Below are 21730 nucleotides of genomic sequence, written 5' to 3'. Positions count from 1 at the left end.
GGCGGGCCCCCCCCCGTGGGGGGGTTGTCCTCCGGGGGGGGGGGCTTTTACCACTCAAAACCCCCCCCCCCCGACGACTCGGAACGGGGGCCGGGGACCGGATCGGTCATCGGTCCCGCGATGTTGGCGTCGGACCGCAAGGATTCACTCTCCTCGACTTCAGGCTCGCAATGAGAAGAGCCTGCCATGCTTTCGGGGTCGGGAACCAGCGAGGCCCGTGGTTCTGTGGATGAATCCACATCTGTGGCCAACCCGGTACCTCTTACGAGGGGTTTCCTGCCCCGCGAAGTGGGAGCGGCGCGGCCTCGATCGATGATGCCCTGCAGCAGTGAGCGACGTTTCACGTGAAACACGATGCACTCGCCGCAGGGCTAGATCGTCACGACACTCCGCAGTGGATGGTCTTGGGGCCTTCGATGGAGCATCACGGGCGAGGGGCACTCACCGCGCGAGGAAGGCGGCTCTACCGACGGCGGCGCACCCGGTCCGCGCGGGCCGCCTTGGCGCGCTTCGCGGCGAACCTGACCCCACCGGGACTCTCCCCGACCTCCGCGCGCACCACGGTGGCCGGCGGATCCACCAGCCCCTCACCGACCCGCAGCACCGAGGAGTCGATCACCCCGAGCTTGCTCAGCGCCGACCGGGCGTTCTTCAGCTCCTCGTCGGCCGTGTCCCCCTTGAGGGCCAGCATCTCTCCGTACGGGCGCAGCAGCGGTACGCCCCAGCCGGCCAGCCGGTCCAGCGGCGCCACGGCGCGCGCCGTCACCACATGGACGGGCTGGAGCGATCCGAGCACCTCCTCGGCCCGCCCCCGTACGACCGTCACATGGTCCAGACCCAGCAGCTCGACCACTTCCTGGAGGAAGTTCGTGCGCCGCAGCAGCGGCTCCAGCAGTGTGATCCGCAGATCGGGCCGTACGAGCGCCAGCGGGATCCCCGGCAGCCCGGCGCCCGAGCCGACGTCACAGACGCTCACGCCCTCGGGCACGACCTCGGAGAGCACCGCGCAGTTCATCAGGTGCCGCTCCCAGAGCCGCGGCACCTCACGCGGCCCGATGAGACCGCGGGTGACCCCCGCGTCGGCGAGGAGCTCCGCGTACCGGACGGCCGCCGGGAAGGAGTCCCCGAACACCGTCCTCGCCTCGTCCGGCGCGGCGGGAAGCTCTTCTGACCCCGTCACGGGAACCGTCCTTCCGTTCAGAACCACCAGACCGTGGCTCACAGTCGCTGTCAGGCTGACAAAGTTCGGCCCCGTCTGCGGACAGACGGGGCCGAGAACAAGGGGAGCGCTCAGGCGGGGAGCACAACGACGAAGCGCTGCGGCTCCTCACCCTCGGACTCACTGCGCAGTCCGGCCGCGGCGACGGCGTCGTGCACGACCTTGCGCTCGAAGGGCGTCATGGGGTTCAGCTTCACCGGCTCACCGGTGCTCTTCACCTCGTCGGCCGTCCTGGCACCCAGCTCGGCGAGCTCCGTGCGCTTCTTCGCCCGGAAGCCCCCGATGTCCAGCATCAGCCGACTGCGGTCGCCGGTCTCCCGGTGCACCGCCAGCCGCGTCAGCTCCTGGAGCGCTTCGAGCACCTCGCCGTCCCGCCCGACGAGCTTCTGCAGATCACGGCCGCTCACATCGCTGATGATCGAAACCGCGGCCCGGTCGGCCTCGACGTCCATGTCGATGTCGCCGTCGAGGTCGGCGATGTCGAGCAGACCTTCGAGATAGTCGGCCGCGATCTCGCCTTCCTGCTCAAGACGGGTGAGGGTGTCGCTGCCCTCGGCGGCGGCGGAGATGGTGCCTTCCGACACGGATGGACTCCTTCGTACTACGGCTGGCTACGGGCTACGGGGCGTGCGGTTACTTCTTGCTCGGGTGCTTGGGCCGCTGCTGGCCCTTGCGCGGCCCGGCCTTGGCCCGTGCGGCACCGTTGCCGCTCTTTGCCGGGGGCCTGGGCTTGCTGTCCTGCGGCTCGTCCTTCTTCTGCAGCGACGGCTTGGACGGCTCGTCGGTGACATCGGAAGGCTTGGCCGTCGAAGCCCTGGACGGGGTCTGCTGACCGCCGCCGGTCTGGCGCTTCGACTTGGGCTGGCGCTTGGGCTGCTGCCGCTTCGGCGCCTGCGACTCGCCCTCGGGCAGGGCCTCACCCTTGATCACCGTGCCGTCCGCCTGCGCGACCAGACCGGTCTTCGAAAGGCTGGTGATGAACTTACGCTCATTGTCGTTGCGGTCGGGCCCCTTGGCCACGATCGCCGAGACGATGTTGCGCCTGCGCTTGGAGCGGACCTCGTTGTGCGTGGCGATGCTCTTGAGCAGACGCTGCAGGTACTGGTCCTGGGCCTTGCTGCCCGGAGTCGGGTTCTGGTTGATCACGTACATCTGCTGGCCCATGGTCCACACGTTGGTGGTCAGCCAGTAGACGAGGACACCGACGGGGAAGTTGACGCCCATGACCATGAAGATCACCGGGAAGATGTACATCAGCATCTTCTGCTGCTGCATGTACGGCGTCTTGACCGTGAGGTCGACGTTCTTCGTCATCAACTGGCGCTGCGTGTAGAACTGCGACGCCGACATCAGGACGATCATGATCGCGGTGACGATACGTACGGAGGTCAGCGAGGCGTCCAGGGAGGCGACCTTCGCGGTGCTGTCCGTGAACTTGGCGGCCAGCGGGGCACCGAAGATGTGCGCCTGGCGGGCGCTGTCGAGCAGCCCCTGGTTGATGACGCCGATCGTCTTGCCCGAGGCGATGCTGGAGAGCACGTGGTAGAGCGCGAAGAAGAACGGTGACTGCGCCAGGATGGGAAGACACGAGGAGAGCGGGTTGGTACCCGTCTCCTTGTACAGCTTCATCATCTCTTCGGACTGGCGCTGTTTGTCGTTCTTGTAGCGCTCCTGGATGGCCTTCATCTTGGGCTGAAGGACCTGCATGTTCCGGGTCGACTTGATCTGCTTGACGAACAGCGGGATCAGACAGATCCGGATGAGGATCACCAGGGACACGATGGACAGTCCCCAGGCCAGACCCGTATCAGGGCCGAAGATCGCCCCGTACACCGTGTGGAACTGCACGATGACCCACGAGACTGGCGTGGTGATGAAACTGAAAAAACTGGCAATCGTGTCCACTAATCAGGCTCCTTGAGCTTTGGACGAGGTCTCTGCGGCCGGACTCGGGGTTTCGGGGGCCGAGGCCGAACCCCCGGAAGGCACGCCGGCGGCGGATTGCCCGCCCTTGGTGCCGCGCCACGCGTTGCGCAGCAGTTCATGCCACCGCGGACGCTTGCGTGGCGGCACATGGTCCACACCGCCCGGCGACCACGGATTGCACCGCAGAATGCGCCAGGCCGTCAGACCGGTGCCCTTGATCGCGCCATGGCGGTCGATGGCCGTGTAGCCGTAGTGGGAACACGACGGGTAGTACCGGCAGACGGGCCCCAGCAAAGGGCTGATCGTCCACTGGTACAGCTTGATCAGAGCCAGTAGCGGGTACTTCATCGCGCGCCCCCTCCCAGCAGCCGCTCAAGGGCGGCATCCAGGTCTCGGGCCAGCTGTGCATGGTCGGCGTCGCCCGCACCGGGCAGCGCACGTACGACAACCAGGCTACCGGGGGCCAGCCGGGACAGCCGATCCCGTATGAGGTGACGAAGCTTGCGCTTCACCCGCGTCCGTACGACGGCCCCGCCCACGGCTTTGCTTACGACGAAACCCGCCCGCGTCGGGGGATCGCTCTCCCCCGGCGCGTGCGGGCCCGTAGTACCGCTACGTAGATGTACGACAAGAAGCGGGCGTCCGGCCCGGCGTCCCCGGCGTACCGCGGTCGCGAAATCCTCGCGCCGCCTCAGCCGATTCTCGGTAGGCAGCACGTCATAACCTGGTGGCGATCAGGCGGACAGGTTGGCGCGACCCTTGCCACGGCGGTTCGCGAGAATCGCGCGGCCGGCGCGGGTGCGCATACGGAGCCGGAAGCCGTGGGTCTTGGCACGACGACGGTTGTTCGGCTGGAAGGTGCGCTTGCTCACTCGGGGGCTCCAGAAATGATGATCGGAAGGGCGGGACATCGCCTGGCTGTCACCGTGCGCCCACGAGTAGCTCGCGATAACGCCCGAGTGCACCGCTTCACAACCACAGATCGTGATCCTTGCCCATCGGAGGCAGGCGGCAGCAGCCATCGACAACTCGACCTGGTCACGGTACGCGCGGCTACGCCATACGGTCAAACCAGCCAGCTGCCACGTTCCATTATGCACAGCCTGTGGACAACAACTTGAACCGCGTGGGTGCCCTGACTACCGTGGCCGAACTCCGGTTCTTTTCCGCCGGTCTTCCCACCCCGTCCCGAGAACCACATATTCGTGGGACCTGCGAGAGAGCGTGCCCTGTGGCTGACGTACCTGCCGATCTTGCCGCAGTGTGGCCACGAGTGCTGGAGCAGCTCCTCAGGGAGGGCCAGCAGGGAGTCGAGCCCAAGGACAAACAGTGGATCGAGCGCTGCCAGCCGCTCGCTCTGGTCGCCGACACCGCACTGCTGGCCGTGCCCAATGAGTGGGGCAAGCGCGTGCTCGAAGGCCGCCTCGCCCCGCTCATCAGCGAGACCCTGAGCCGCGAGTGCGGCCGGCCGATCCGGATCGCGATCACCGTCGACGACTCGGCCGGTGATCCGCTCCCGCTGCCGCAGCAGCAGAACCGTTACCAGAACGAGCGGCACGACGACGGCCGCGACCTCCACGGTCCGCGCCGTGACGACATGCGGCACGACGACATGCGCCACGACGAGCTGCGGCCGGACGACTCCCGGCACGACGACCCGCGCTCCGAGGGCGGCTACCATCCCTACGGCCGCCGCCCCTCCGACGACGACATGCCGACGGCCCGCCCCGCGTACCCCGACTACCAGCAGCAGCGCCCCGAGCCCGGCTCCTGGCCCCGGACGCAGGAGGACCTGTCCTGGCAGCAGCAGCGGCTCGGCTTCCAGGACCGTGACCCGTACGCGAGCGGAAGGCCGCAGCAGCCCCAGCACGACTACCGGCCGCCGCAGCCACCGGAGGGCCGGCCCTACGACCAGCAGCGCCCGGAGCGGCACGACCTGGACACCCAGCAGTCGCGGCACGGCGGCCGGGGCGGGGTCGCCGGACCGCTCGGCGCGCAGGCCTCGCCGCCGCCGGGACCGGGGGAGCCGCACGCGCGCCTCAACCCCAAGTACCTCTTCGACACCTTCGTCATCGGGGCGTCCAACCGGTTCGCGCACGCGGCGGCCGTCGCCGTCGCCGAGGCACCGGCCAAGGCGTACAACCCGCTCTTCATCTACGGCGAGTCCGGACTCGGCAAGACGCACCTGCTGCACGCCATCGGGCACTACGCGCGCAGCCTCTATCCCGGTACGCGGGTGCGGTACGTGAGCTCGGAGGAGTTCACGAACGAGTTCATCAACTCGATCCGGGACGGCAAGGGCGACACCTTCCGCAAGCGCTACCGGGACGTCGACATCCTGCTCGTCGACGACATCCAGTTCCTGGCGAGCAAGGAGTCGACGCAGGAAGAGTTCTTCCACACCTTCAACACGCTCCACAACGCGAACAAGCAGATCGTGCTGTCCTCGGACCGGCCGCCCAAGCAGCTGATCACCCTGGAGGACCGGCTGCGCAACCGCTTCGAGTGGGGCCTCACGACCGATGTGCAGCCGCCGGAGCTGGAGACGCGTATCGCGATCCTCCGTAAGAAGGCCGTGCAGGAGCAGCTGAACGCACCGCCCGAGGTGCTGGAGTTCATCGCCTCGCGGATCTCGCGCAACATCCGCGAACTGGAGGGCGCGCTGATCCGGGTGACGGCGTTCGCCTCGCTCAACCGCCAGCCGGTGGATCTCGGGCTGACCGAGATCGTGCTCAAGGACCTCATCCCCGGGGGCGAGGACCTGGCCCCCGACATCACCGCGGGCGCCATCATGGCGGCGACGGCCGACTACTTCGGGCTGACGGTGGAGGACCTCTGCGGCTCGTCCCGCAGCCGGGTGCTGGTGACGGCGCGGCAGATCGCGATGTACCTCTGCCGTGAGCTGACGGATCTGTCGCTGCCCAAGATCGGCGCGCAGTTCGGCAACCGCGACCACACGACGGTGATGCACGCCGACCGGAAGATCCGCGCGCTGATGGCCGAGCGGCGCTCCATCTACAACCAGGTCACCGAACTCACCAACCGCATCAAGAACGGCTGACCGAGCCGGCCACGCGTCGGCGCCCGCTTCGAGGCACTTCCAGGGCGCTCCGGGACACCTCCCGGGGCGCCCTTCGTCATGTCCGGAGGGCCGCCGGTACATGACACACGCTCAACAGCTGTTCGAATACGGGTCGCCGAGAGCGGCTTCTCCACAGAAAGCGGCCCGCTCTCCCGTCCACACCCTGGGGATCGATAAGTTGTCCAGACTGCGTCCACAGGCCGGCCGGCCGGAAGTGGATCATGCCAGGTCAGACCCCTGGGGATTTGTGGCCAACTCTTCTCCACAGCCTGTGGACAGTTTTTTCGCCCACAGGCACCGAGTCCCGTTGTCCACCGGCGGCCCACAGGCAACGGGCCGTTGCCCACAGCTTGGGGCCGCTTCTCCACATCGCTGTCCACTGTTCGGCAACGGAACACGACTGTTCACCGAGCCGAGTGAAAGGCGTCACACCGAGGTTGCCTCGGGGCCTGTGGGGAACGTCGGAAAAGCTGGGGACGAGCCTGGGGAGAAGTCGGGGTGCCCTGTGCACCGGTTGTGCAGAACTTTTGGCCGTCCACAGAACGACGGGGTTGTCCACCGGTGGCGCCCACAGGACCGGTGGACAAAAAAGTAGGTCTGACCTGCGAAAACGACGTTATCCACGGAATCCACAGGCCCTACTACTACTAACACCTAGAGTTACCTGGGAATCCGATTCGAAGTGGGTGCTGTGCACAACTCGGCGCCGGACCGCCTCCGCCCGGTTGTCTCGACTTGACCCCGAGCAGCACCGAGTGTCGGTGCCGTACGTCAGACTGTTCCCCGGCAACCTCACCCTGCCCACGGCGGAGTGAGCCCATGCCGATGACGAAGAAGGCCGGCAGGACGAGTCAGCAACAGCAGGAGGCGGTTCCGGTGAAGATCCGGGTGGAGCGCGATGTACTGGCGGAGGCGGTGGCCTGGGTGGCCCGTAGCCTCCCGGCCCGTCCGCCGGCGCCCGTTCTTGCGGGCCTTCTGCTGAAGGCCGAGGAAGGCGCGCTGAGCTTCTCCAGCTTCGACTACGAGGTCTCGGCCCGGGTCTCGGTGGACGCCGAGGTCGAGGAGGACGGCACGGTCCTCGTCTCCGGCCGGCTGCTCGCCGACATCTGCCGCGCTCTTCCCAACCGGCCGGTGGAGATTTCCACAGACGGTGTACGGGCGACGGTGGTCTGCGGCTCCTCGCGGTTCACCCTGCACACCCTTCCGGTGGACGAGTACCCGGCACTGCCGCAGATGCCGACCGCCACCGGCACCGTCCCCGGTGAGGTCTTCGCCTCCGCCGCCGCCCAGGTGGCCATCGCGGCGGGCCGTGACGACACCCTCCCGGTGCTCACCGGCGTACGGATCGAGATCGAGGGCGACACGGTCACCCTCGCCTCGACGGACCGCTACCGCTTCGCCGTCCGCGACTTCCTGTGGAAGCCGGAGGTCTCCGACATCTCCGCGGTCGCCCTGGTGCCCGCCAAGACGCTGCTGGACACCGCCAAGGCACTCACCAGCGGCGACACGGTCACGCTGGCGCTCTCGGGCTCCGGCGCCGGCGAGGGGCTGATCGGCTTCGAGGGCGCGGGCCGGCGGACGACCACCCGGCTGCTCGAAGGCGACCTCCCGAAGTACCGCACGCTGTTCCCGACGGAGTTCAACTCGATCGCGGTGATCGAGACCGCGCCGTTCGTCGAGGCCGTCAAGCGCGTGGCGCTGGTCGCCGAGCGCAACACCCCGGTGCGGCTCAGCTTCGAGCAGGGTGTGCTCATCCTCGAAGCGGGTTCCAGCGACGACGCACAGGCTGTGGAGAGGGTCGACGCCAAGCTCGACGGCGACGACATCTCGATCGCCTTCAACCCGACGTTCCTGCTCGACGGCCTCAGCGCCATCGACTCGCCCGTCGCGCAGCTCTCCTTCACGACGTCCACCAAGCCGGCGCTCCTCAGTGGGAAGCCGGCTCTGGATGCCGAGGCCGACGACGCGTACAAGTACCTGATCATGCCGGTGCGGCTGTCGGGCTGACCACCTTCGCCGGGCCGCCGGGTGTCACTCCCGCGGTCGGCGCGGTGTCGTCGGGTTTGCCCCACCAGGCCCGGCGTAGGCTCGGGCCCGGGTCGCGCGCCACCGTCGCCGCCGTCCCGCGCCTGAACGACTGTCGGCTCAACGCTTAAGGAACCACTGATGGAGCTCGGTCTCGTCGGCCTCGGCAAGATGGGCGGCAACATGCGCGAGCGCATCCGCCGCGCAGGCCACACCGTCATCGGATACGACCGGAACGCGGACGTCGCGGACGTCCACAGCCTCGAAGAGCTGGTGAGCAGGCTCAAGGGCCCCCGGGTCATCTGGGTGATGGTCCCCTCGGGTGCGGCGACGCAGTCGACGATCGACGAGCTGGCGGAGCTGCTGTCCCCCGGCGACGTGGTCGTGGACGGTGGCAACTCCCGCTGGACGGACGACGAGAAGCACGCGGTGGAGCTCGGCATCAAAGGTGTCGGCTTCGTCGACTGCGGTGTCTCCGGCGGCGTCTGGGGCCTCCAGAACGGCTACGCGCTGATGTACGGCGGCGAGACGGCGAACGTCGCGAAGGTCCAGCCGATCTTCGACGCCCTCAAGCCCTCGGGCGACAAGGGCGCGGTCCACGCGGGCAAGGTCGGCGCCGGCCACTTCGCGAAGATGGTCCACAACGGCATCGAGTACGCCATGATGCAGGCCTACGCCGAGGGCTGGGAGCTGCTGGAGAAGGTCGACTCCGTCACCGACGTACGCGAGGTCTTCCGCTCCTGGCAGGACGGCACGGTCATCAGGTCCTGGCTGCTGGACCTGGCGGTCAACGCGCTGGACGGCGACGAGCACCTGGACGCCCTGCGGGGATACGCCGATGACTCCGGCGAGGGCCGGTGGACGGTCGAGGCGGCCATCGACAACGCGGTGCCGCTGCCCGCGATCACCGCGTCGCTGTTCGCCCGGTTCGCGTCGCGGCAGGACGACTCGCCGCAGATGAAGATGGTCGCCGCGCTGCGCAACCAGTTCGGCGGCCACGCGGTCGAGCAGGCGGACGAGAGCACGCCGGGCAAGCCCGGCAGGCCCAAGCCGGCCGGTCCCAAGAACGAGAAGTAGTCCTCCGCCCTCGTCGGGCGGCGCGCAGAACCGGGGAGGTCGGGTCACGCCCATGCACGTCACGCATCTCTCGCTGGCCGACTTCCGTTCGTACGCCCGGATCGAGGTGCCCCTCAATCCGGGCGTCACCGCTTTCGTGGGGGCCAACGGGCAGGGGAAGACCAATCTGGTCGAGGCGGTCGGCTATCTCGCCTCGCTCGGCAGCCACCGGGTCTCCTCGGACACCCCGCTGGTGCGGATGGGCGCCGAGCGCGCGGTGATCCGGGCGGCCGTCACCCAGGGGGAGCGCTCACAGCTGGTCGAGCTCGAACTCAACCCGGGGCGCGCGAACAGAGCCAGGATCAACAGGTCGTCGCAGGTCAGGCCGCGCGACGTGCTGGGGATCGTACGGACGGTGCTGTTCGCGCCGGAGGATCTGGCGCTGGTGAAGGGCGATCCCGGTGAGCGTCGGCGCTTCCTCGACGAACTGATCACGGCGCGCTCCCCGCGCATGGCGGGTGTGCGCTCGGACTACGACCGGGTGCTCAAGCAGCGCAACACCCTGCTGAAGTCGGCGGCGATGGCGCGGCGGCACGGCGGGCGCGGGATGGATCTGTCCACGCTGGACGTGTGGGACCAGCATCTGGCCCAGGTGGGCGCGGAGTTGCTGGTGCGGCGGCTGGACCTGATCGAGACGCTGCAACCGCTGACGGACAAGGCGTACGAGCAACTGGCGCCCGGTGGCGGGCCGGTGGCGCTGGAGTACCGCTCCTCGTCCGCGGGCTCGGAGGGCGCGTCCGCGGGCGCGGCTTCCGAGGGGCCGGGCGCCGAGGTGCCGCGGTCACGCGAGGAGCTGTACGCGCAGCTCATGGCCGCGCTGGCGGGGACACGCAAGCAGGAGATCGAACGGGGGGTCACGCTGGTGGGTCCGCACCGGGACGAACTGCTGCTGAAGCTGGGCCAGTTGCCGGCCAAGGGGTACGCGAGCCACGGCGAGTCCTGGTCGTACGCGCTGGCGCTGCGCCTGGCCTCGTACGACCTGCTGCGCGCCGAGGGCAACGAGCCGGTGCTGGTCCTCGACGACGTCTTCGCCGAACTGGACGCGCGACGCCGTGAGCGGCTGGCGGAGCTGGTGGCGCCCGGCGAGCAGGTGCTGGTCACGGCGGCGGTGGACGACGACGTGCCGGACATCCTGGCCGGGGCACGGTACACGGTGGCCGACGGCACGGTGGAGCGGACATGAGCGGCCCGGAAGGACACGAGGGGGCGTCGGAGCCGTCGGCGCCCGTCGAGGCGTCGGGTGTCGACCTGGCGCGGGTCGCGCTGCGGGCGGCGAAGGAGCAGGCGCGGGCGCGTGGCGCCGCCGCCCAGCAGAAGAAGCAGGCCAGACGGGGCGGCGGCCTGCGGTCGGGCTCGGGGGCCGACGGCCGCGATCCGCTGTCGCTGGGCGCCGCGATCAACCGGCTGATCACCGAGCGCGGCTGGGAGAAGCCCGCCGCCGTGGGCGGTGTGATGGGCCGCTGGCCGCAGATCGTGGGCGACGACCTGGCCAAGCACTGCGTGCCCGAGCGGTACGAGGAGGACGAGCGGATCCTGACGGTGGTCTGCGACTCGACGGCGTGGGCGACGCAGCTGCGGCTGCTGGCCCCGCGGCTGGTGGCCCGGCTGAACGAGGACCTGGGGCACGGCACGGTGAAGGTGATCAAGGTGCGCGGGCCGGGCGGTCCGCCGCGGCGCTTCGGCGGGCTGCGGGCGCCCGGCAGCAAGGGCCCGGGGGACACGTACGGCTGAGCGCGGCGGTCCGGTCCCGGCCGGGCGCCGGCGCCGGGCCTCGCGCGCTGCTTCCCGGAGGCGTACGCCGGTGAATGGCAGGCGTTCGGTGACCGACCGGCCACGCTCCGTACGCCCGGACGGTGCCGCGGACAGCGCCTCGCCCGCGCCCCCGCCGTGACCTCCCGAAACCTCCCCACGAGCCCTCCTCACCGCTCCACGTACGGCTGACGGGGGCGCCTCACGGTTGACCGCACCACCGCGAAGAGCCGCTTCGACGGGCCGTCAGGAGCGCCGTCAGAGCCCCAACAGCCCCTCGGCGGGCGCCACTTCACACGCGTGCCACCCCGTCTCTCCGAGGCACCCCGGAGACCGCTGTGACCTCCTCTTACGGCTGCGCGGTGTGAGCTGTCCCTCACGGTAGCCGGGGGTTGACAGCCCGAAGCGCTCAAAGCCCGCGTGAGCCTCTTGGAGCCCCTGCCCGAATATGGGGAGTCGGCAGCCGCCGGTTCAGGGCGGCACATGCGGACTCAGGTACCGGCAAACCCCCATTCGGGTCGCGGCTACCGGTAGACTGGTCGAGAATCCCGCCTCGTCGGCGGGAGTCGCTTACCAAGACTGACAAACACTGTCGCAAGCCGAACGACGCAGCCGCTCCCGCCTGCCCGGAGAACGGCCTGTGCTGTGCCAGAAAGGGCGCTTCGTGGCCGATTCCGGCAACCCCAACGAGAAGACTCCGTCCGTGGTGACTGGTGAGAACGGCGAGGTGACGGCCTCGTACAACGCCAGTGCGATCACGGTGCTGGAGGGCCTGGACGCGGTCCGTAAGCGTCCCGGTATGTACATCGGTTCGACCGGTGAACGTGGGCTTCATCACCTGGTGACCGAGGTCGTCGACAACTCCGTCGACGAGGCTCTGGCCGGGCACGCGGACACCATCGACGTCACGATCCTCGCCGACGGCGGCGTACGCGTGGTCGACAACGGCCGTGGCATCCCCGTGGGCATCGTCCCGTCCGAGGGCAAGCCGGCCGTCGAGGTCGTGCTGACGGTGCTGCACGCGGGCGGCAAGTTCGGCGGCGGCGGCTACTCCGTCTCCGGCGGTCTGCACGGCGTGGGTGTCTCCGTGGTGAACGCGCTGTCGACGAAGGTCGCCGTCGAGGTCAAGACCGACGGCCACCGCTGGACGCAGGACTACAAGCTCGGGGTGCCGACGGCGCCGCTGGCGCGCAACGAGGCGACGGACGAGACGGGCACGACGGTCACTTTCTGGGCCGACCCGGACGTCTTCGAGACCACGGAGTACTCCTTCGAGACGCTGTCGCGGCGCTTCCAGGAGATGGCCTTCCTCAACAAGGGCCTGACCCTGAAGCTGACCGACGAGCGCGAGTCGGCGAAGGCCGTCGTGGGCGCCGACGTCGCGGGCGCGGACTCGGCCGAGAAGCCCGGCGAGGAGCCGGTGCGCAGCGTGACGTACTTCTACGAGGGCGGCATCGTCGACTTCGTGAAGTACCTCAACTCCCGCAAGGGCGAGCTGATCCACCCCACGGTCATCGACATCGACGCCGAGGACAAGGAGCGGATGCTCTCGGTGGAGATCGCGATGCAGTGGAACTCGCAGTACAGCGAGGGTGTGTACTCCTTCGCGAACACGATCCACACGCATGAGGGCGGTACGCACGAGGAGGGCTTCCGCGCGGCGATGACCGGCCTGGTCAACCGCTACGCGCGCGAGAAGAAGTTCCTGCGCGAGAAGGACGACAACCTGGCGGGCGAGGACATCCGCGAAGGTCTGACGGCGATCATCTCGGTCAAGCTGGGCGAGCCGCAGTTCGAGGGCCAGACGAAGACCAAGCTCGGCAACACGGAGGCGAAGACCTTCGTACAGAAGATCGTGCACGAGCATCTGACGGACTGGTTCGACCGCAATCCCAACGAGGCGGCCGACATCATCCGTAAGTCGATCCAGGCCGCCACGGCCCGGGTCGCGGCCCGTAAGGCGCGGGATCTGACGCGTCGCAAGGGCCTGCTGGAGTCGGCGTCGCTGCCGGGCAAGCTGAGCGACTGCCAGTCGAACGACCCGTCCAAGTGCGAGATCTTCATCGTCGAGGGTGACTCGGCCGGCGGCAGCGCGAAGTCCGGCCGCAACCCGCAGTATCAGGCCATTCTCCCGATCCGCGGAAAGATCCTGAACGTCGAGAAGGCGCGGATCGACAAAATCCTCCAGAACACCGAGGTGCAGGCGCTGATCTCGGCGTTCGGCACCGGTGTGCACGAGGACTTCGACATCGAGAAGCTCCGCTATCACAAGATCATTCTGATGGCGGACGCCGACGTCGACGGCCAGCACATCAACACGCTGCTGCTGACTTTCCTCTTCCGCTTCATGCGCCCGCTGGTCGAGGCGGGGCACGTGTATCTCTCGCGGCCCCCGCTCTACAAGATCAAGTGGGGCCGGGACGACTTCGAGTACGCGTACTCGGACCGGGAGCGCGACGCCCTGGTCGAGCTGGGGAAGCAGAACGGCAAGCGCATCAGGGAAGACTCGATCCAGCGCTTCAAGGGCCTCGGCGAGATGAACGCCGAGGAGCTGCGCATGACGACGATGGACGTCGACCACCGCGTGCTCGGCCAGGTGACGCTCGACGACGCGGCGCAGGCCGACGACCTGTTCTCGGTGCTGATGGGTGAGGACGTCGAGGCCCGGCGCTCGTTCATCCAGCGCAACGCCAAGGACGTCCGCTTCCTCGACATCTGAGTCGGTCCCCCGCTGACCGCCATCGAATTGGCCGAAAGGAACTTTGACCAGCAATGGCCGACGACAACACTCCTGTGATGCCCGAAGAGGTGCCCGCCGTGGAAGGCGTGGGCATGCGTGTCGAGCCCGTGGGGCTTGAGACGGAGATGCAGCGCTCGTACCTCGACTACGCGATGTCCGTCATCGTGTCGCGTGCGCTGCCCGACGTACGGGACGGTCTGAAGCCCGTCCACCGCCGGGTGCTGTACGCGATGTACGACGGCGGCTACCGGCCGGAGAAGGGCTTCTACAAGTGCGCCCGCGTCGTCGGTGACGTGATGGGCACGTACCACCCGCACGGCGACTCCTCGATCTACGACGCGCTGGTCCGCCTCGCGCAGCCGTGGTCGATGCGGATGCCGCTGGTGGACTCCAACGGCAACTTCGGCTCGCCCGGCAACGACCCGGCCGCCGCGATGCGGTACACCGAGTGCAAGCTGATGCCGCTGTCGATGGAGATGCTCCGGGACATCGACGAGGAGACCGTCGACTTCACGGACAACTACGACGGCCGTAACCAGGAGCCGACGGTCCTGCCGGCGCGCTTCCCGAACCTGCTGATCAACGGCTCGGCCGGCATCGCCGTCGGTATGGCCACCAACATCCCGCCGCACAACCTGCGGGAGGTCGCCGCGGGCGCTCAGTGGGCGCTGGAGCACCCGGACGCCTCGCACGAGGAACTGCTGGACGCGCTGATCGAGCGCATCAAGGGCCCGGACTTCCCCTCCGGCGCGCTGGTCGTGGGCCGCCGTGGCATCGAGGAGGCGTACCGCACCGGTCGTGGCTCGATCACGATGCGCGCGGTCGTCGCGGTCGAGGAGATCCAGAACAGGCAGTGCCTGGTTGTCACGGAGCTGCCGTACCAGACCAACCCCGACAATCTCGCGCAGAAGATCGCCGACCTGGTGAAGGACGGCAAGGTCGGCGGCATCGCCGACGTGCGGGACGAGACGTCCTCGCGTACGGGGCAGCGGCTGGTGGTCGTGCTCAAGCGCGACGCGGTCGCCAAGGTCGTGCTGAACAACCTCTACAAGCACACCGACCTCCAGACGAACTTCGGGGCCAACATGCTTGCGCTGGTGGACGGTGTGCCGCGCACGCTGTCGATCGACGCGTTCATCAGGCACTGGGTGACGCACCAGATCGAGGTCATCGTCCGGCGTACGCGCTTCCGGCTGCGCAAGGCCGAGGAGCGCGCGCACATCCTGCGCGGTCTGCTCAAGGCGCTGGACGCGATCGACGAGGTCATCGCGCTGATCCGGCGCAGCGACACCGTCGAGACGGCGCGCGGCGGCCTGATGAGTCTGCTGTCGATCGACGAGATCCAGGCGAACGCGATCCTGGAGATGCAGCTGCGCCGGCTGGCGGCGCTGGAGCGGCAGAAGATCGTCGCCGAGCACGACGAGCTCCAGGCGAAGATCAACGAGTACAACGCGATCCTCGCCTCCCCCGAGCGGCAGCGGCAGATCGTCAGCGAGGAACTGGCGGTGATCGTTGACAAGTTCGGTGACGACCGGCGTTCCAAGCTGGTGCCGTTCGACGGTGACATGTCCATCGAGGACCTGATCGCCGAGGAGGACATCGTCGTCACCATCTCGCGTGGCGGCTATGTGAAGCGTACGAAGACTGACGACTACCGCTCGCAGAAGCGCGGCGGCAAGGGCGTGCGCGGTACGAAGCTGAAGTCGGACGACATCGTCGACCACTTCTTCGTGTCGACGACGCACCACTGGCTGCTGTTCTTCACGAACAAGGGCCGGGTGTACCGGGCGAAGGCGTACGAGCTCCCGGACGCCGGACGTGACGCGCGCGGCCAGCATGTGGCGAACCTGCTCGCGTTCCAGCCGGACGAGAAGATCGCGCAGATCCTCGCCGTACGGGACTACGAGGCGGCGCCGTATCTGGTGCTGGCGACGAAGGCCGGTCTGGTCAAGAAGACGTCTCTGAAGGATTACGACTCGCCCCGTTCCGGTGGCGTGATCGCGATCAATCTCCGTGAGACGGACTCGGGCGCGGACGACGAGCTGATCGGTGCGGAGCTGGTGTCGGCGGAGGACGATCTGCTGCTCATCAGCCGGAAGGCGCAGTCGATCCGTTTCACCGCGACGGACGATTCTCTGCGGCCGATGGGGCGGGCGACATCGGGTGTGAAGGGGATGAGCTTCCGCGAAGGGGACGAACTGCTGTCGATGAATGTCGTCAGGCCCGGTACGTTCGTGTTCACTGCTACCGACGGCGGTTATGCGAAGCGGACCAACGTCGACGAGTATCGCGTCCAAGGGCGTGGCGGCCTCGGTATCAAGGCCGCGAAGATCGTGGAGGACCGCGGGTCGCTGGTCGGTGCGCTGGTGGTGGAGGAGACGGACGAGATCCTCGCCATCACCCTGGGCGGCGGCGTGATTCGTACGCGAGTCAACGAAGTCAGGGAGACGGGCCGTGACACCATGGGCGTTCAACTGATCAACCTGGGCAAGCGCGATGCCGTGGTGGGCATCGCTCGTAACGCCGAGGCCGGTCGTGAGGCTGAAGAGGTCGAAGGGGTCGTCGGCGAGGATGGCGACGAGGGTCCGGTGACCGAAGGAGCCGCGCTTGCCGAGGACGCTGAGGGCACCCAGCCCTCGGTCGCGGAGCACGAGGAGTAGACAGCGTGAGTGGAGCCACGGGCGCCGGCTCGGCCGCTTCCGGAGCGAACGGTGCCCGTGGCCCTGCCACGGACTCCCAGGGGGTTACGGTGACCGACACCCGGGGGCAGCAGCCCCCCTACGAGACGTACGGATCCGAGCAGCCGCAGCAGCAGGCTGCGCAGCCGTACCACCCGCCGCAGGCGTATCCGACGCCGTCGGGCGGGGGGACACAGGGCGGACAGCAGCGGCCGGCGCCACAGCCGGCGCAGGCTCAGGCACAGCCGCACGTGCAGCTGGGCCAAGGACAGGGGCAGGGCGTGAGTCCGGGGCAGCCGGCACAGGCATATCAGGCCGGCGGCCGGCAGCCCTCGACGACGGGCGTACGCCTGCCGCGCACGGGGGCGCGTACGACACCGCGCACACGCAAGGCGCGGCTGCGGGTGGCGAAGGCCGACCCGTGGTCGGTGATGAAGGTCAGCTTCCTGCTCTCCATCGCCCTCGGTGTGTGCACGGTCATCGCGGCCGCGGTGCTGTGGATGGTCATGGACGCGATGGGCGTCTTCTCGACGGTGGGCGGGACGATCAGCGAGGCGACGGGCTCGAACGAGAGCAACGGCTTCGACCTCCAGTCCTTCCTGTCGCTGCCGCGCGTGCTCATCTTCACGTCGGTGATCGCGGTGATCGATGTGGTACTGGCGACGGCTCTGGCGACGCTCGGCTCCTTCATCTACAACCTGTCGGCGGGCTTCGTGGGCGGCGTCGAGCTGACGCTGGCCGAGGACGAGTAGGAGCCCCTCTCAGCAGGCCGGACGGGGGGCGGCCGGGGGAGAGCGGGGGCCCCGGTATCGATTTTGGGACTGGCCCTGGAGTGCGCTAATCTTCAGGGGCAGCGCGGGGCTATAGCTCAGTTGGTTAGAGCGCATCCCTGATAAGGATGAGGCCACAGGTTCAAATCCTGTTAGCCCCACAGCAGTTGGACCGCAGGTCAGAGGCCCGGTAGCTCTCAGGAGCTACCGGGTTTTTGTTGTGCCGGCTTGATATCCCGTTATTGCTCCGTGACTTGTGGATATCCCCGGACGTACGGAGCGAGGGCCCAATACGTTTGTTGGGCCTGGGGTTGGGTCTTGGGGCCCATGCCGGGGTGCCTGGTGCCGCCGTATGTTTCTCATGTCGCCAGCGGGACCGGCCGGGAGGAAGCCGGGAACGCGGGGGACACCACGGACTCGCACGAGTCGGCCGGAGTCGGCCGGCCGACACACAAGGGGAAATCTCATGTCGAACGTCACGCTGAAGGCCGCCATCAACGCCAAGCTCTACGTCGGCACCTGGGCGAACACCGCCGTCTCCGCGATGAAGCGTCGCAGCGACAAGGGCCAGGGCGCGGTCGAGTACGTCGGCGTCATCGTCCTGGTGGCCCTGATCATCGCCGCGATCGTCGGCTCCGGTGTGGCCGACGAGATCGCGACCGGTCTGTCGGACAAGGTCGGCGAGATCCTCAGCGGCGAGTAAAACCGGCTCTCCCGCTCGGTCAGCGAGACAGCGCAGGCGCCGAACCGTCCCTGGCCAGGACGGTGACGGCTCGCCCCTCCCGCGGCATCGTGCGGGACCCGCAAGCGTCGATCCGCCCGGACAGAGAGTCTTCTGTCCGGGCGGATCGCTTTCCCTTGCGCGGGTGTTGACTGGAGGGTGTGGCCCCCGAGTTGGGGGGCGCATGTAGGTCACCGATCGGTATCGGTCGGTGTGTATAGTCGGGCGCCAGAAGGCCCCCCAAGACAAGGAAAGACGAGGTCGCGCGGTGAAGAAGCTTCTCCTGGTCGCACTGGCCGCCATCGGCGGGCTCCTCGTGTACCGCCAGATCCAGGCGGATCGCGCCGAGCAGGATCTGTGGACGGAGGCGACCGACTCCGTGCCCGCAGGTTCGGGTGTGTGAGACCCAGTAGTCGGTACGCGGGCCCCGGTCGCTGAGGCGACCGGGGCTTCGCGCTGTTGTGGGGGCGTGTTCGGTCCCCTTCGTTCGCCTTGGTTCGTCTCGCCGGGCCTTCCCGAAGGATTTTGGTTGCTTTTGTGAAGTTCTGGTCCGGTGGGCGTGTGGGGACCGGTACGGATCGGCGGCCCGCGCAGACAGGCGCGGGATCGGCGGGGCAGGATGGACCGGCACCCCGACCCCATGGGGGCGGCGGGTGCGGGCTGTTGGTGGCGGGCGGCTCAGTCGCCGGGACGACAAGGGGAAGCTCGTGAAGAGGCTGCGCAACAGGGGCCGGGTCGCGCTGGTCGCGGCGGCGGCGATGTGCGCGGTGGCGGCGCAGCCGGGGCTGCCAGGACTGCCCGGACCGGCCGGTACGGCCCGCGCGGCGGAGGGGCCGAGTCCGTACGCCTTCGATCCGCAGGCCGGGCGCGTCCAGGGCGCGGCGGGCACCAGCGCCGCGGAGCAGCTCGAAGCGGGCTCCACGTACCGCGATTCGATCGAGCCGGGCAAGAAGCTCTTCTACCGGCTGGATCTGGACGACGCGGAGAACGCGTACGTGTCCGCCACCGCCGTGCCGGAGCTGGGGTCGAGCGTGGACTACGGCGACAAGCTCCAGGTCACGGTGCAGGACAGCGACGGCAGGGACTGTGACTCCGGACAGGCCCGTGTCCTGTCGGCCAGCGACTACCCGCACCCGCTGACCGCGTACGCGACCCGGACTCTCGCCGGGAAGAAGTACGGCTCCTGCCGGGAGGCCGGTACGTACTACGTGATCGTGGAGCGGGAGTCGAAAGCCACGTCCACACAGGACGCGTGGGACCTGGAACTGCGCTTCCTGTCCGAGCCGGGGCTCACGGCCGTCGGCCCCACCGAGGCGCCCGAGGACTGGCCGAGCACGTCCCCCGGGCCGCCGTCGGGCGGGTCGAAGGCGCGGGAGGGCGGCGCGGGATTCACCGACGCCGCGAGCGTGGGGCAGGGTGAGTGGACGACGAAGATCGATCCCGGGGAGTCCCTCTACTACCGCGTGCCCGTCGACTGGGGGCAGCAACTGTTCACCAGCGCGGAGCTGGGCAGTTCGCAGGGGGACGGCTTCGTCACCGGCGCGCTGGCCCTCGCCGTCTACAACCCGGCGAGAGGGCTCGTCGACGGCACCGAATCGCTGACGTACAAGGGCGAGCAGAAGTCGCTGGCGATGGATCCGGCGCCGCCGGTGGACTACGCGAACCGCTTCAGTGCCGCGGGTGACGAGAAGGCGATGCGCTTCGCCGGCTGGTATTACGTGCGGGTGAGCCTCAACCCGGAGGTGGGCGAGAAGTTCGGGCAGGCGCCGCACGACCTGACGTTGCGGGTGACGGTCGACGGTACGGCGAAGGACGGGCCCGCGTACGACGGTCCGGCCGGCGAGTTCAGTGTGCCGGACGACGGCCTCGCGGGGGCGGACGGCGGGAAGACCGCCGGAGCCGCCGAGGACACGGGCACGATGAGGCTGCTCGCCGCGGGCGGGATCGGTACGGGGACGGTGCTGGTGCTGGGGCTCGGCGGGTGGATGCTGCTCGCGCGGCGGCGGCGCACGGGGCGGTAGCGGGGCGTCCGTGGCCAGCGGACCGGGCGCGGGCGGGGTGGGCCGTCAGATCTGCGAGAGGGCCCAGAACCCCACGGCGAAACAGACCAGCGCGAGCAGCAGAACCGGGATCGTCACCTTGGGCGGCGGTCCTGGCCGCTTCCGCGTGGCGTGCGCCGGGCCCGCGTGCGCCGGGGTGTGCGCGCCGGACGCCGGGGCACCGGGGGCGTACGGGGCCGGCGGGTACTGAGTGGGAACCCCGGGCTGCTGAGCGGTGTATCTACGGGTGTGCTGCAAGTCGTCGTGCGGCACGGCGGTGGTGGGCGCCTGCGACAGGTCGGGCGCCGCGGGGGGAGAGGAAGCGAGCGGATGCGTGGGCGCGGAGTACGAGGCGGTGGGCGGGGTCGGCTGCAACGGGTATGGCCCGGGGGGCGGTTGGTGGGGTTGATATTGCTGAGGCTGGTGCTGCGGTGACTGTTGCCGCTCGGCCGGGGGCGGCGGGGGGAGATGGAAGCTGCCCGTCTCCGACATGGAGGTCCCGGTGTCGGGCTGCTGCTGTACGGAGGGGGCGTCGGGCGGCCAGGGGGCGTTCTGGCCGCCCTGGGGCTGCTGCCCGGCGGTCGTGCCGCCGGCCGTCCCGCTGGTCGCCCCGCCCGTCATTCCTGCGGCGGCAGCCCCGCCCGTGAGCCCACCCGTCACTCCCCCGGTGACTCCACCCGTGTGCTGGTTTCCGTACGAGGGCGGCTGAGGGGTCGCCGACGGCTGGTCCGGGTCGGCCGCCGTGACGGGCCCGTCGGGGCCGAACGGGTGCGGCAGCGGCCCGAGTTGGTCGAAGACCTCGACGGGTTCGTCGTCGTCCGTCGGCTCCGCCAGCATCTCGACGGCCGACGTGAGGGCCTTGCGTGCCCCCGTGGCCGTACGGAATCGGGCGCTCGGGTCCGGCTGGAGCAGCCCGGCGAGGACCTGCCACAGCGGCTCGGGAATGCCCTGGGGCGCTCCCGGGGTGCCGTGCGCGGTGAAGTAGTCCACCAGGGCCTTGGAGTCGGGCTTCTGCCCCTCCAGCAGATAGAGCGCGACCAGGCCGACGGCGAAGAGGTCGGCGGGGAAGTCCGGCTCCGCGCCCGTCATCTGCTCCGGCGCGAAGTAACCGGGCGTGCCCACCACGTAGTTGGTCTCCGTCAGGCGCGGCTCGCCCTTGCGCATGGAGATGCCGAAGTCGGACAGCCTCAGATGCGGCCGGCCGGTCCCGGTGGCCTCCAGCAGTATGTTGGCGGGCTTGATGTCGCGGTGTACGACTCCTTCGGCGTGCACCGCCGCGAGACCGGCGAGCAGCTGGTCGAGCAGGACGCAGACGAACCGCGGGGGCAGCGGCCCGTAGTCGCCGATGACATGGGCCAGCGATCCGCCGCTGACGAGGTCCATGGTGAACAGGACCTTGTCGTCGTCGGCGGCCCAGCTGGCCGGTGCGAGTACATGCGGGTGATCGATCCGCACGGCCTGCTCGCGTACGAAACGCAGCAGCGTGTGCGCGTCGCTCTGCTGCAGCACCTTGGCCGCGACGTACCGGCGGCGCCGGTGGTCCCAGGCACGCCAGACCGCGCCCACACCGCCACGTCCGATCGGGTCGACCAGCTCGTACCGACCAGCGAAGACCTCACCCATTGCGCCGCGCTCGCTCCCAGTCGTCGTGTCCGGCGGACCGTC

The 21730-nt window shown here is 68.9% G+C and carries 18 protein-coding genes, 1 tRNA gene and 1 pseudogene; 12 read left to right on the top strand and 8 right to left on the bottom strand.

Going from position 1 to position 21730, the window contains the following annotated elements:
• From ACFWV8_RS16230 to rpmH, 7 genes and pseudogenes are all read right to left on the bottom strand, one after another.
• Window positions 1–188 (bottom strand): annotated as a pseudogene (locus tag ACFWV8_RS16230) (cobyrinic acid a,c-diamide synthase); the annotation flags it as partial.
• Between the two features lie 275 nt (window positions 189–463).
• A complete protein-coding gene (rsmG, locus tag ACFWV8_RS16225; protein WP_329384994.1) occupies window positions 464–1180 on the bottom strand; it encodes a 16S rRNA (guanine(527)-N(7))-methyltransferase RsmG in 717 nt (238 codons plus the stop codon).
• Between the two features lie 110 nt (window positions 1181–1290).
• Window positions 1291–1803, bottom strand: coding sequence for a R3H domain-containing nucleic acid-binding protein (locus tag ACFWV8_RS16220; protein WP_329384992.1), 513 nt, complete (start codon window positions 1801–1803; stop codon window positions 1291–1293).
• A gap of 49 nt (window positions 1804–1852) precedes the next feature.
• Complete coding sequence (gene yidC / locus ACFWV8_RS16215) at window positions 1853–3124, bottom strand: membrane protein insertase YidC (RefSeq protein ID WP_384201726.1); 1272 nt, start codon at window positions 3122–3124, stop codon at window positions 1853–1855.
• Window positions 3125–3127: 3 nt separating this feature from the next.
• Window positions 3128–3493, bottom strand: coding sequence for a membrane protein insertion efficiency factor YidD (gene yidD, locus ACFWV8_RS16210; RefSeq protein WP_329384988.1), 366 nt, complete (start codon window positions 3491–3493; stop codon window positions 3128–3130).
• Window positions 3490–3861 carry a ribonuclease P protein component gene (gene rnpA, locus ACFWV8_RS16205; RefSeq protein WP_189106262.1) on the bottom strand — a complete coding sequence of 124 codons (372 nt, stop codon included), beginning with the start codon at window positions 3859–3861 and terminating at the stop codon, window positions 3490–3492. Before rnpA ends, yidD begins: the two co-directional genes overlap by 4 nt.
• 18 nt (window positions 3862–3879) lie before the next feature.
• Window positions 3880–4017, bottom strand: coding sequence for a 50S ribosomal protein L34 (gene rpmH / locus ACFWV8_RS16200; RefSeq protein ID WP_014047156.1), 138 nt, complete (start codon window positions 4015–4017; stop codon window positions 3880–3882).
• A gap of 359 nt (window positions 4018–4376) precedes the next feature.
• On the opposite strand from rpmH, the gene dnaA reads away from it, so the two are divergent.
• The 12 genes from dnaA to ACFWV8_RS16140 all read left to right on the top strand — a co-directional run bounded on the left by dnaA (window position 4377) and on the right by ACFWV8_RS16140 (window position 20047).
• Window positions 4377–6206, top strand: coding sequence for a chromosomal replication initiator protein DnaA (dnaA, locus tag ACFWV8_RS16195; RefSeq protein WP_384201721.1), 1830 nt, complete (start codon window positions 4377–4379; stop codon window positions 6204–6206).
• An 897-nt stretch (window positions 6207–7103) separates the two neighbouring features.
• Window positions 7104–8234: a DNA polymerase III subunit beta gene (dnaN, locus tag ACFWV8_RS16190; RefSeq protein WP_189106438.1), complete on the top strand. Its 1131-nt coding sequence runs from the start codon at window positions 7104–7106 to the stop codon at window positions 8232–8234.
• Between the two features lie 159 nt (window positions 8235–8393).
• Window positions 8394–9329, top strand: coding sequence for a phosphogluconate dehydrogenase (NAD(+)-dependent, decarboxylating) (gene gnd / locus ACFWV8_RS16185; protein ID WP_384201718.1), 936 nt, complete (start codon window positions 8394–8396; stop codon window positions 9327–9329).
• A gap of 52 nt (window positions 9330–9381) precedes the next feature.
• Window positions 9382–10551 (top strand): DNA replication/repair protein RecF, encoded by a 1170-nt coding sequence (gene recF / locus ACFWV8_RS16180; RefSeq protein WP_384201715.1) that lies wholly within the window; start codon window positions 9382–9384, stop codon window positions 10549–10551.
• Window positions 10548–11099, top strand: coding sequence for a DUF721 domain-containing protein (locus ACFWV8_RS16175; RefSeq protein WP_384201712.1), 552 nt, complete (start codon window positions 10548–10550; stop codon window positions 11097–11099). The genes recF and ACFWV8_RS16175 overlap by 4 nt, the downstream gene beginning before the upstream one ends.
• 658 nt (window positions 11100–11757) lie before the next feature.
• Window positions 11758–13836, top strand: coding sequence for a DNA topoisomerase (ATP-hydrolyzing) subunit B (gene gyrB / locus ACFWV8_RS16170; RefSeq protein WP_384201709.1), 2079 nt, complete (start codon window positions 11758–11760; stop codon window positions 13834–13836).
• 53 nt (window positions 13837–13889) lie between these two features.
• Window positions 13890–16517, top strand: a complete 2628-nt coding sequence (gene gyrA / locus ACFWV8_RS16165) for a DNA gyrase subunit A (protein WP_384201706.1) — start codon at window positions 13890–13892, stop codon at window positions 16515–16517.
• An 89-nt stretch (window positions 16518–16606) separates the two neighbouring features.
• The gene (locus tag ACFWV8_RS16160; RefSeq protein ID WP_384201703.1) at window positions 16607–17287 is read left to right on the top strand and encodes a DUF3566 domain-containing protein; all 681 of its coding nucleotides are present in this window, start codon (window positions 16607–16609) and stop codon (window positions 17285–17287) included.
• Window positions 17288–17392: 105 nt separating this feature from the next.
• Window positions 17393–17466 (top strand) — tRNA-Ile (locus ACFWV8_RS16155).
• A gap of 305 nt (window positions 17467–17771) precedes the next feature.
• Entirely contained in the window at window positions 17772–18008 is a 237-nt protein-coding gene (locus tag ACFWV8_RS16150) for a hypothetical protein (RefSeq protein ID WP_384201701.1), read from the top strand.
• Between the two features lie 286 nt (window positions 18009–18294).
• A complete protein-coding gene (locus ACFWV8_RS16145) occupies window positions 18295–18429 on the top strand; it encodes a DLW-39 family protein (protein WP_003958712.1) in 135 nt (44 codons plus the stop codon).
• Window positions 18430–18733: 304 nt separating this feature from the next.
• On the top strand, window positions 18734–20047 hold the full coding sequence (locus tag ACFWV8_RS16140) for a hypothetical protein (protein ID WP_384201698.1): 1314 nt from the start codon (window positions 18734–18736) through the stop codon (window positions 20045–20047).
• 45 nt (window positions 20048–20092) lie between these two features.
• Here the strand turns inward: ACFWV8_RS16140 and ACFWV8_RS16135 are convergent, their stop codons facing one another.
• A complete protein-coding gene (locus ACFWV8_RS16135) occupies window positions 20093–21688 on the bottom strand; it encodes a protein kinase (protein ID WP_384201695.1) in 1596 nt (531 codons plus the stop codon).
• Window positions 21689–21730 lie beyond the last annotated feature (42 nt).

The sequence above is a fragment of the Streptomyces sp. NPDC058665 genome (assembly GCF_042714995.1).
Classification (GTDB): domain Bacteria; phylum Actinomycetota; class Actinomycetes; order Streptomycetales; family Streptomycetaceae; genus Streptomyces.
Note: the sequence above shows the minus strand (reverse complement) of the source record. Positions and strands in the feature narration are given on the sequence as shown.

What these genes read in the sequence shown, in the direction of transcription:
- yidD (WP_329384988.1), bottom strand. Translation starts at nt 3,493, where the DNA reads ATGAAGTACCCGCTACTGGCTCTGATCAAGCTGTACCAGTGGACGATC.
- gnd (WP_384201718.1), top strand. Translation starts at nt 8,394, where the DNA reads ATGGAGCTCGGTCTCGTCGGCCTCGGCAAGATGGGCGGCAACATGCGC.
- recF (WP_384201715.1), top strand. Translation starts at nt 9,382, where the DNA reads ATGCACGTCACGCATCTCTCGCTGGCCGACTTCCGTTCGTACGCCCGG.
- ACFWV8_RS16175 (WP_384201712.1), top strand. Translation starts at nt 10,548, where the DNA reads ATGAGCGGCCCGGAAGGACACGAGGGGGCGTCGGAGCCGTCGGCGCCC.
- gyrA (WP_384201706.1), top strand. Translation starts at nt 13,890, where the DNA reads ATGGCCGACGACAACACTCCTGTGATGCCCGAAGAGGTGCCCGCCGTG.
- ACFWV8_RS16150 (WP_384201701.1), top strand. Translation starts at nt 17,772, where the DNA reads ATGTCGAACGTCACGCTGAAGGCCGCCATCAACGCCAAGCTCTACGTC.
- ACFWV8_RS16135 (WP_384201695.1), bottom strand. Translation starts at nt 21,688, where the DNA reads ATGGGTGAGGTCTTCGCTGGTCGGTACGAGCTGGTCGACCCGATCGGA.